Origin of the sequence: Lentzea sp. NPDC020367 (genome assembly GCF_044387305.1) — a bacterium.
Classification (GTDB): domain Bacteria; phylum Actinomycetota; class Actinomycetes; order Mycobacteriales; family Pseudonocardiaceae; genus Lentzea.
In genome coordinates, this window is sequence record NZ_JBIRVV010000011.1 from 214,396 (window position 1) to 226,227 (window position 11,832).

Annotated in this window: 1 protein-coding gene; it reads right to left on the minus strand. The window is 70.0% G+C overall.

What is annotated here, in order from left to right:
- Window positions 1–8 precede the first annotated feature (8 nt).
- Entirely contained in the window at window positions 9–11,831 is an 11,823-nt protein-coding gene (locus tag ACH413_RS35685) for an amino acid adenylation domain-containing protein (protein ID WP_360038624.1), read from the minus strand.
- Window position 11,832: the final 1 nt, after the last annotated feature.

Consider the following 11,832-nt stretch of genomic DNA (forward strand, 5'->3'; position numbering starts at 1 on the left):
TGCTCCCCTCAATTCCTGTTCATGTCTTCGAGCAAGCCCTCCACGGCGTGCCGGAACCGGGTGGCGACCCGCCGCACGGTCTCGGTCCGGTGGAGGTTCGTGCTGTGGTGCCACTCGACGAGGAGCTCTCCCTCGCCGGTGCGCTCGATCTCCAGGTGCAGTGCGTACGGGCGCAAGCCCCCACTTGTGCTCTCACCGCACAGGTCACCCGGTAGTTCCGCGACAACCAGCCCCTGCTCGTCGTCGTTCACGGCGTCGAGCGACGCCGTGAAGTTGATGTTGATCTGCCGGTCCGGTGCGGCCCGCAGGCGGCGCACGTCCGGGTCGTCGGCCGCGAGGTGACGCAGTGCGCCGTAGCCGACTCCGTTGCGCGGCACGGCTTTCCGGCTTTCGCGTGCTGCGTCGATGACACCTGTGCCGTCGCTCAGGTCGTCGTGCTGGAGCACCAGCGGGTGAACCGAGGTGAACCAGCCGACCGTGCGCGACAGGTCGGTGCCCGGTGCCAGGCTTTCGCGGCCGTGGTGTTCGAGGTCGACGACGACGGTGTCGGTGCCGGCCCACTCCCCCAGCGTCTGGTGCAGCGCGGCCAGGACCACGTCGAGGACCTGCGTGTTCGGCAGGCCCGCGGCGTCGATCGCGACCTCCACGACGGCGGCGGAGTCCTCGGTGTTGGCACCGGTGGCGTTGACCGGCAGCGTGAACCCGGTCTCGGTCTGCTCAAGCCAGTACGGCAGCTCCGCGCGGACCTCGTCACTGCCCGCGAAGTCCACAACGGACTCCGCCCACTGCCGGAACGACGTCGTCTTCGGCGGGAGGGGTTCGCCGCGGTAGGCCGCGTCGAGGTCCTCCAGCAGGATGTTCCACGACACGCCGTCGACCACCAGGTGGTGTGCGACCAGGCCGAGCCACGCGGGTTCGGCGCCGCGGTCCACCAGAATCGCGGCCACGAGCGGCCCGTCGGCGAGGTCGAGCGACCGGTGCAGTGCGTCCATGTGCTGCTGGACGTCACCCTGGACGACGGTCAGTGTGACCGTCTCGCCCGGCTCGACGATCTGCTGACGCCCGTCGTGCAGGCGGGTGCGCAGGGCGTCGTGGTGGGTCACCAGGGTGTTGAGCGCGGCTTGGAGCCGGGTGGCGTCGACGTTCGGTTCGAGTTCGTAAAGGCCCGACCAGTTCCAGTGGTTGCGGTCGTCGATGGTGGCGTTGGTGAACCACTGCTGGATGGGCGTCAGCGGCACCGGTCCGGTCGCCGGACCTTGGTGCACGAGAACGGGAACCGTGGCGACGGCCGCCAGTTCGGCGATCGTCTGGTGGGTGAACAGGTCGGCCACCGCGAGTCCGAGACCTGCGGCGCGAGCCCGTGCCACCACCTGCAGGCAGGCGATCGAGTCGCCGCCCAGGTCGAAGAAGTTGTCGTGCACGCCGACCCGGTCGATCTGCAGTAGCTTCGCCCAGATGCCTGCCAGTGCCCGTTCCGCGTCGGTGCTCGGGGCGACGTACGCGTCCGACTCCGGTGCAGCGGGTTCAGGCAGGGCTCGGCGGTCGAGCTTGCCGTTGGGGGTCAGGGGAAGCGCATCGAGGGTCACGAACGCCGACGGCACCAGGTAGTCGGGCAGCCGTTCGCGCAGGAACGTCCTCAGGTCGGCGGTGTCGGCGTCGGTGACCACGTAGGCCACCAGCCGCTTGCCGATACCGGACGTCGTGGCGACGACAGCCGCGGCCCGCACGTTCGCGTGGCTCGCCAGCAGTGCCTCGACCTCGCCGGGCTCGACCCGGAAGCCCCGGATCTTGACCTGGTCGTCGGCCCTGCCGAGGAACTCCAGCGTGCCGTCGGCACGCCAGCGGGCCCGATCACCGGTGCGGTACAGGCGTTCCCCAGGCGTGGTGGGGTCGGGGACGAACCGCTCGGCGGTGAGGTCCGCGCGGCCGACGTAGCCACGTGCCACGCCGGGGCCACCGACGAACAGCTCGCCCGCCACACCGGGTGGCAGCACCTGCAGCCACGAGTCGAGCACGAAGGCCCGCATCCCCGCGAACGGCCGGCCGATGGGCACCTGCGCGCCGATCGCGTCGAGGGTGTGGACGGTGCACGTCATGGTGGTCTCGGTGGGCCCGTAGGCGTTGACGATCCGCAGGTCCGGCCGGCGTTCGCGGGCCGTGCGGGCGTGCTGGGCCTGCAGGGCGTCGCCGCCCACGACGAGCAGGCGCAGGCCGTCGAGCACGTCCGGTGAGGTCTCGACGAGCTGGTGGAAGAGGCCGGTGGTGAGCAGGGACGCGGTGATCTCGTTCTCGCGCAGGAACTTGCCGACGTCCATCCGTTCGGCCAGCTCCGCGGGACCGACGACGAGCGTGGCGCCGTTGAGCAGCGCCAGCCAGATCTCGAACGCGCCGGTGTCGAACCCGATGCCCGCGAGGTGCGACACGACGTCGCCGGGTTCAACGCGCACGGCCGGGTCGGTGCACACCCTGGCCACGCCCTCGTGGGTCAGCGAGACGCCCTTGGGCACGCCCGTCGAACCCGACGTGAACAGCACGTACAGCTCGCTGGCCGGACCGCCGACGACCGGCAGCGGTCCTGCGGCCTCGGCCCCGGTCAGTTCCAGGACGCGGACGCGAGGAATGTCGAGCGGCCACTCCCCCGTCGTGACAACGAGGGTGACGCCTGCAGTCTCGATCATCTGGGCGAGGCGCGCCGTGCCCTGGGAGGGGTCGAGCGGGACGTAGGTGCCGCCCGCGCCGATCACACCGAGCATGGCGATGATCAGCTCGGGGCTGCGGTCGAGGTGGAGTCCGACGCGCGTGCCCGTGCCGACACCGTTGGCGCGCAACCACTCCGCGACACCTGAGGCCCTGCGGTCGAGCTGGGCGTAGGTGAGTTCGGTGCCACCGCGCAGCGCCGGTCGGTCCGGGTGGGCCACGACCTGGCGTCCGAACAGCGCGGCCAGGTGCGCTTCCGGCATCTCGCGGGACTCCGGCGAGCTCCACCGGAGCACCTCGGCGCGCTGAGCGGAGTCGAGCAGGGCGATCTCCCGCACCGGCGTGCCGGGCAGGACGGCGACGGTGGTGAGGATGCGTTCGAGCTGGTCCAGCAACGCCTCGACGGTCGCGTCGTCGAACGCTCCGGTGGAGTACTCGCACAGCAGCGCGAGCTGACCGTCGACGTCCACGACGAGCTTCAGCGGGTAGCGGCCCTGTTCCAGCAGCGCCGGCGAGTCGAACTCGTCCGTGTCGTCGCCGTCGTCGAAACCACCGGGCAGGTTCTGGACGGCGACGATGCTGTCGAACAGCCTCGGCACGCCCGCCGTTCGCTGGATGTCGACCAACGGCGAGTGCTCGAACCGCTGGGCGGCAACCTGTCCGTCTTGGACGGTCCGCAGCCACCGGTCGAACGGGGTGCGGTCGCCGGGGACCTTGATCCGCACGGGCAGCGTGTTGATGAACAGGCCGACGATGGACTCCACACCGGCCAGCTCGGCCGGGCGTCCAGACACCGTGAGGCCGAAGACGACGTCGTCCTCGCCGCTGTGCGACGCCAGCAACAACGCCCACGCCGCCTGCACGACGGCACTGATCGTGACGTGCTCACGCCGTGCCAGGCCCTCGAGTTCGAGAGCGACGTTCTCCGGCAGCTCGCGCAGCCGCCTGCCCTGCTCCCAGTGCACGCGGGTGGTGCGGTCGACGGGCAGGGCCGTGGGCGAGGTGAAGCCGTCCAGGTACTCGCGCCAGAAGTCGTCTGCGGGCGGCTGTTCCTGCAGCCACGCGATGTAGTCGCGGTACGGACGCACGGGCGGCAACGATTTCCGCTGGTAGGCCGCGAACACCTCGTCCCAGACCAGCGGGATGCTCCAGCCGTCGAGGTACAGGTGGTGGAACGTGAACGCGACCCACTGGCGGTCGCCCCGGTCCGCCACGTACACGCGCAGCAACGGCGCCGTGGTGACGTCGAACCCACGCCGCTGGTCGGCGTCGAGCAGTTCGTCCAACGCGGCACCGGGGTCGGCGACGGAAGTCCAGTCGAGCACCTCGAACGGCACGTCGACCTCGCCGAGGACGACCTGCAGCGGTTCCTCGACGCCTTCCCACACGAACGCGCTGCGCAACGCGGGATGCCGTCCCACGACGGTCCGCCAGGCGTCCCGCATGGCCGCCACGTCGAGCGGTCCGCGCACCTCGCGCACGTCCTGCGCCCAGTACACCGCGGTGTCTGCGGGCGCTTCCAGGACGTGGAAGAGCATGCCCTGTTGCATGGGCGACAACGGATACGCGTCGACCAGCCCCGGCACCCGTGCCCTGAGCGGCTCCAGGTCGGCCAACGGCTTCGCGGTGACCTGCGAGCTGGCGGCCACCCCCGTGTGCAGGGCGATCTGCTGGACGGTCTGGTGTGTGAAGAGGTCGGCGATCCTCAGTTCCAGACCGGCTTCCCGTGCCCTGGCGACGATCTGGAGGCTGATGATCGAGTCGCCGCCCAGCTCGAAGTAGTTGTCGTGCAGGCCGACGCGCTCGACGCCGAGCACCTCCGACCACACCTCCGCGAGCGTGCGCTCGGCATCGGTTGTCGGCGCCTCGTAGCCGCTGTCCGGCGCCTCGGGCAACGGCAGCGCGCGCTTGTCGAGCTTTCCGTTGGCGTTCAACGGCAACTCGTCGAGCAGCACGATCGCCGACGGCACCAGGAACTCGGGCAGCCGTTCGGCGAGGAATCCGCGAAGATCAGCAGCGTCGGCGGTGCCCACGACGTAGGCGACGAGCCGCTTGCCCTGCTGCAACTCCCGAACGATCACAGCAGCGTTGGCGACATCGGGATGGCCGGCGAGCACGTGCTCGACCTCGCCCGGCTCGACGCGGAACCCGCGAATCTTCACCTGGTCGTCGGTGCGACCGACGAAGTCGACCACGCCGTCCGCGCCCCATCGCACCAGGTCACCGGTGCGGTACATCCGGGCACCAGGCACGTACGGGTCTGCGACGAACCGTTCCGCGGCCAGGTCCGGGCGGCCCGCGTAACCACGGGCCAAGCCGGTGCCTCCGATGTACAGCTCTCCCGGCACGCCGACCGGAGTCGGCTGGAGCCAGCGGTCCAGCACGTAGAAACGCAAGCCACGCAACGCGGTGCCGATGGGCACGGTGGCCGGCCCGAGCCGTCCGGTGTGCATGTCGTGGAACGACGCGTACACCGTGGACTCGGTGGGGCCGTACATGTTGAAGATCGCGACGGCGGGGTTGGCGTCGAGGACCTTGCGGGCCTGGACGGGCGACATCCCCTCGCCACCGGCGAGCACCAGCCGGTGCCCGGAGAACACGGCCGGATCGGTGTCCGCCAGCTGGTGGAACAAGCCGGTGGTCATGAACGACAACGTGACGCCGTGCTGGGTGAAGACCTTGGCGACGTCCAGCCGTTCGGCCAGGTCGGCCGGAGCGACGGCGAGGGTGGCGCCGGTCAGCAACGCCGTCCAGATCTCCCAAGTCGACGCGTCGAACGACACCGCGGCCATGTGTGCCACGACATCGCCGGGTTCTGCGGCCACCGCGGAGTCGAGCACGACCCGCAGCACGCCTTCCTCGGTGACCTCCACGCCCTTGGGCACGCCGGTCGAGCCCGACGTGAACATCGTGTAGACCAGACGTTCAGGCGTGGCAACGACTTCGGGCCACTCGGCAGGCCCCGTCAACTCCGCGAACTCGACGACCCGCGGACCGTCCAGGGCGTAGTCGCCACGCGACACGACCAGCTCGACTCCGGCAGCCGTCTGCACATCGCGCAACCGGCCGTGCGGCAACGCAGGATCCAGCGGCACATAAGTACCACCCGCCTGCACCACACCCAGGATTGCCACGACCAGGTCCACCGAGCGCTCGAACCACAGGCCGACCCGCGTCTCGACACCGACACCGGCAGCGCGCAGGCCGGACGCGACCCGCGCCACCCGTTCGCCCAGCTCGGCATAGGTCAGCTCAGAGCCACCCCGGATGGCCACCCGGTCACCGAACTCGTCGACAGCCAGCCGGAACCGCTCCGCCAGGCCCGCGAACGGCTCGTCCACAGCAGCCCCGACACCCCACCCGGTCACGGGCAAAGGCGTCACCTCCCGCACCACGGCGGAGGGCCGGCGGGCGACCGCGGTCAGCACCTCGGCGAGCTGCCCGAGCAGCCGCTCCACAGTGGACGGGTCGAACGCGCCGCTGGAGAAGTTGGCCTCGACTTTCAGCGTCGCTTCCAGGTCGACGGCCAGGATGATCGGGTAGTGCATTTGCTCGACGGAGTCGGTCGAGGCGAACAGCTCCTCGGGGTTCTCCTCGCCCTCCTCCGGCGCCGCGCCCTGCGGGTAGTTGCCGAAGACGAGCATGCTGTCGAACAGGCCGCCCGTGGCGACGCGCTGGATGTCGGCGAGCGGCGTGTGTTCGTGTCGCTGCACGGCGACCTGGTTCTCCTGCAGTTCGCCGAGCCAGTCGGCGAACGACGTCTCCCACGCCACCCGCACGCGCACCGGCAGGGTGTTGATGAACAGGCCGACGATCGACTCCACGCCGGGCAGGTCGGCCGGGCGCCCGGAGACGGTCAGGCCGAACACGACGTCGTCCTCGCCCGAGTAGGCGGACAGCAGCACGGCCCACGCCGCCTGCACGACCGTCGACAGGGTGACCCGCTGGTCACGGGCCAACGAGACCAGCGCTCCGGTGACGTCGCGGGGCAGCGCCAGTTCGCGCCGGTCCTGGGCCCAGTGCTCGCGCACCACGCGGTCGACCGGTAGCGGGGTCGGCGAGTCGAACCCGGCGAGGTACTCGCGCCAGAACGACTCGGCCTCGGCGGAATCACGCTGTCCGAGCCAGGCGATGAAGTCCCGGTACGGCCGCACCGGCGGCAAAGGCTCGCGCTGGTAGGCGGCGGTGACCTCGTCCCAGAGCAGAGGAATGCTCCACCCGTCGGCGTAGAGGTGGTGGAACGCCAGCAAGATCCAGTGCCGGTCACGTCCACTCGCGACCACGACCCGCAGCAGTGGTGCGGTGGCGAGATCGCAGCCGCGGGCGCGGTCGGCGGCCAGCAGTTCCTCGATGGCGGCGTCGGGATCGGTGACCGACGTCCAGTCGTGCACCTCGAACGGCACGTCGACGTCACCGACGACGACCTGGAGCGGTTCGCGCACGCCCTCCCACACGAACCCGGTGCGCAACGCGGAATGCCGGTCGAGCACGAGCTGCCAGGCCGCACGCATCGCGTCGACGTCGAGCGGGCCGGTCAGCTCACGCACGTCCTGCGTCCAGTAGACGCCCTTGTCCGGCGACTCGACGGCGTGGAAGAGCATGCCCTGCTGCAGCGGCGACAACGGGTAGACGTCGGCCAGTCCAGGCGTGCGGGCGACCAGAGCGTCCAAAGAGGACTGCTCCAGCGCCGCCAGCGGGACGTCCGACGGCGTCAACCCGTGCGCGCCCGATCGGCAGTGATCGACGAGGTCAGCCAACGCCTCCACGTACGCGACGGCGAGCCGTTCGATCGTCGAGCGGTCGTGGAGATTGGTGCTGTACTGCCATTCCACGGACAGCGTCCCGTCGGCGGCCTGGGCCACCTCGACGCCGAGCACGTGCGAGCGCAGCCCGCCATCGCCCTCGGCAGGGCCGCACAGGTCCTCGGAGAGTTCACGGGCGAACAGGCCCCCGTCCGAGTCCTCCACGGCGTCGACGCCACCGAGGTAGTTGAAGACGACCGGCCGGTCCAGCGCGGAACGCAACTGCTCGTCCCGCTCGCGCAGCACGGTGTAGCCGACGCCACGACGAGGCACCGCCCGCAGCTGTTCCTTGACCGCCTTGACGACGCCGGCGATGTCGCCGAGGTCGCTGTGGTGCAGCCCGACGGGGTGGATGGCGGTGAACCAGCCGACGGTGCGGCTCAGATCGATGCCGTCGGCGATCGGCTCGCGGCCGTGGCTCTCCAGGTCGATGGCGGCGGCGTTGACACCGGTCCACCGCCCGAGCACCTGCAGCAGTGCGGCGAGCAGGAGTTCGTGGCCCTGGGTGCGGTAGGCGCGGTGAGCCTGGGTGAGCAGGACCGAGGTGCGTGCCTCGTCGAGCGAGACGCGCACGGACTCGGTCGAGTCCTCGGTGTTCGGTCCGGCGAGGTCGGTGGGCACGGCCGTGGTCGTCCGCACGACCTCCCGCCACCAGGGCAGCTCGTCCTGAGGGTCGAACGCCTCCAGCGCGGCGGCCCACTCCTGGTACGAGGTGGTCTTCGGCGCGAGAACTCCGGCGGAGTACGCGGTGTCGAGGTCCTCCAGCAGGACGTTCCACGAGACCGCGTCCACGACGTAGTGGTGCACGGTGAGGCCGAACCACGCCGGCTGATCGCCGCGGTCGACGTACACGGCGCGCAGCAACGGGCCGTCCGTGAGGCTCAACGACGTCTGCGCGGTGGTCATGGCCGCGATGACGTCCTCGTCGAGGTCCGTCCTGAGCACGGTCACCAGGTCAGCCGTCTCGGCCGGCGCGTTCTCCTGGGTGTCACCGCGCAGACGCAGCCGCAGGGCGTCGTGGTGGGCGACGACGGTGCCGAGCGCGGCCCGCATCACGTCCGCGTCCGTGCCCGGTGCCAGCTCGAACATGCCGGACCAGTTGAAGTGGTCGCGTTGCGGCAGGTCCTCGCGCAGGAACCAGCGCTGGATCGGCGTGAAGGCCACGGGTCCGGTGACGGCGCCCTGGTCGACCGCAGTCGGCTCGGACGTGGTGCTGCCGGCGGCAAGGGCGTGCACGGTCTGGTGCGTGAAGAGGTCCGCGATCTCCAGCCGCAGACCCGCGGCACGGGACCGCGCGACGATCTGCAGGCTGACGATCGAGTCGCCACCCAGTTCGAAGAAGTTGTCGTGGACACCGACCCGTTCGACGCCGAGCACCTGCGACCACACCTCGGCCAGCGTGCGCTCGGCCTCCGTGCTGGGCGCCTGGTACGCGGTCGTGGTCTCGGGCGCACCGGGGTCCGGCAACGCGCGCACGTCGAGCTTTCCGTTGGCGTTCAACGGCAACTCGTCGAGCGGCACGATCGCGGACGGCACCAGGAACTCGGGCAGACGTTCGGCGAGGAAGCGCCGCAGGTCGGCCGAGTCGGCGGTGCCCACGAAGTAGGCGATCAAACGCTTGTCGGTGACGATCACCGCGGCGTTGGCGACCTCGGAGTGGCCGACGAGCACGTGCTCGACCTCGCCCGGCTCGACCCGGAACCCGCGGATCTTCACCTGGTTGTCAGTTCTGCCGACGAAGTCGACCGCGCCGTCCGCACCCCACCGCACCAGGTCGCCGGTGCGGTACATGCGGGCGCCGGGCACGTACGGGTCAGCGACGAATCTCTCCGCAGCCAAGTCAGCTCGACCCGCATAGCCGCGTGCCAAGCCGGTTCCGCCGATGTACAGCTCCCCCGGCACGCCAACGGGCGTCGGCTGAAGCCAGCGGTCCAGCACGTAGAAATGCAAGCCCCGCAACGCGGTTCCGATCGGAACCGAGGACGGACCAAGTCGGCCGGTATGCATGTCGTGGAACGACGCGTACACCGTGGATTCCGTCGGGCCGTACATGTTGTAGATCGCCACGGCCGGGTTGGCGTCGAGCACCTTGCGCGCCTGAAGGGGCGACATCGCCTCGCCACCGGCCAGCACCAGGCGATGTCCGGCGAACACGGTGGGATCGGTGTCGGCCAGCTGGTGGAACAAACCGGTGGTCATGAACGACAACGTGATGCCGTGCCGCGCGTAGAGCTTCGCGACGTCCAGTCGCTCGGCCAGGTTCGCGGGAGCCACCGCGAGCGTCGCGCCGCTCAGCAACGCCGTCCAGATCTCCCAGGTGGAAGCGTCGAACGAGACCGCCGCCATGTGCGCGACCACGTCACCGGGCATCGCGGCCACGGCGGGGTCGAGCACGACGCGCACGACACCTTCTTCGGTGACCTCCACGCCCTTGGGCACGCCGGTCGAGCCCGACGTGAACATCACGTAGACCAGACGTTCAGGCGTGGCAACGACTTCGGGCCACTCGACGGACCCGGTCAACTCCGCGAACTCGACGACCCGCGGACCGTCCAGGGCATAATCGCCACGAGAAACGACCAGCTCGACACCGGCAGCGGCCTGCACGTCACGCAACCGGCCGTGCGGCAACGCGGGATCCAGCGGCACGTACGTGCCACCTGCCTGCACCACACCCAGGATCGCCACGACCAGGTCCACCGAGCGTTCGAACCACAGACCGACCCGCGTCTCCACGCCGACACCGGCGGCACGCAGACCGGACGCCACCCGCGCAACTCGTTCGCCCAGTTCGGCATAGGTCAGCTCAACGTCACCGCGGACGGCCACCCGGTCGCCGAAGTCGTTGACAGCCAGGCGGAAGCGCTCGGCCAAGCCGACGAACGGCTCGTCGAACCGAGGCCCCGCACTCCAGCTGACGGCCGTCGGCGTCACCTCGCGGACGAGCTGGTCGGGACGGGCCACGGCGGTGGCCAGCAACGCCTGCAGCTGGTCGAGCAGCCGGTCGACCGTGGTCTCGTCGAACGCGCCGGTGGAGAACTCGGCCTCGATCTTGAGCGTGTCCTCCAGGTCGATCGCGAGACCGATCGGGTAGTTGATCTGCTCGATCGAGTCGACCGCGCCGAAGCGGTCCTCGTCGTCGCTCTCCTCTTCCTCTTCGGACAGCAGGGCCTGCGGGTAGTTGCCGAAGACCACGATGCTGTCGAAGACACCGCTGCCGCGCGGCAGGTCCGACCACCGCTTGATGTCCGGCAGCGCGGTGAACTCGTAGCGCTGCACCGCGATCTGGTTCTCCTGCAGCTCGCCCAGCCAGTCGGCGAACGAGCGTTCCCACGAGATCCGCACGCGCACCGGCAGCGTGTTGATGAAGACGCCCACCATCGACTCGACGCCGGGCAGGTCGGCCGGGCGGCCGGACACGGTGAGGCCGTAGACGACCTCGTCGTCGCCGGAGTAGGCGGACAGCAGCAGCGCCCACGCCGCCTGGATCACCGTCGACGGCGTGACGCGCCGGCGCCGGGCGAGGTCCATGATCGAGGTGGTCAGGGCTTCCGGCAGTTCGGCGTGGCGGCGGCCCTGCGCCCAGTGGTCACGCACGGAGCGGTCGACGGGCAGCGCCGTCGGGGCGTCGATGCCGGCCAGGTAGCCGCGCCAGAACGACTCGGCCTCGGCGCGGTCGCGCTTGCCGAGCCAGGCGATGAAGTCCCGGTACGGCCGCACGGGTTCGAGGGCCGGCGTCGTGCCGCGGCACAGTGCGTCGTAGGTGGCGCCGACCTCTTCCAGGACGACGGGCACGCTCCAGCCGTCGCAGAGCCCGGAGTAGAGCGCCCACACCATGCGGTGGTGGCCGGTGCCGTCGTGGATGAGGTGCACGCGCATGAGCGGCGGCTTGGTGAGGTCGAAGCCCTGGGCGCGGTCGCGGGCGAGCAGGTCGTCGAGCGCGGCCTTCCGGTCGGTCACGGCGGCCCAGTCGTGCACCTCGAAGGGCACCTCGACGCCGCTCATGACGACCTGGAGCGGCTCGGGCACGCCCTCCCACACGAAACCGGTGCGCAGCACGGCGTGGCGGTCGACCACCAGCTCCCAGGCGCGCCGCATCGCACCGACGTCAAGAACCCCGTCGAACTCGTAAAGCCCCTGCGCCCAGTAGACGCCCTTTTCCGATTGCGCCTCCAGGACATGGAAAAGCATGCCCTGCTGAACAGGCGCCAACGGATACATGTCTTCGATCACAGATGCTCGCCCCTCCCCTGACATACTTTTTACACAACGGACATTTAAAGGACAAGGAATTCGGATATGCAGCCCATAGGACATCCGCATGAGGGTCATC

Coding starts and splice junctions, on each gene's coding strand:
- ACH413_RS35685 (WP_360038624.1), bottom strand. CDS start 11,831: ATGACCCTCATGCGGATGTCCTATGGGCTGCATATCCGAATTCCTTGT.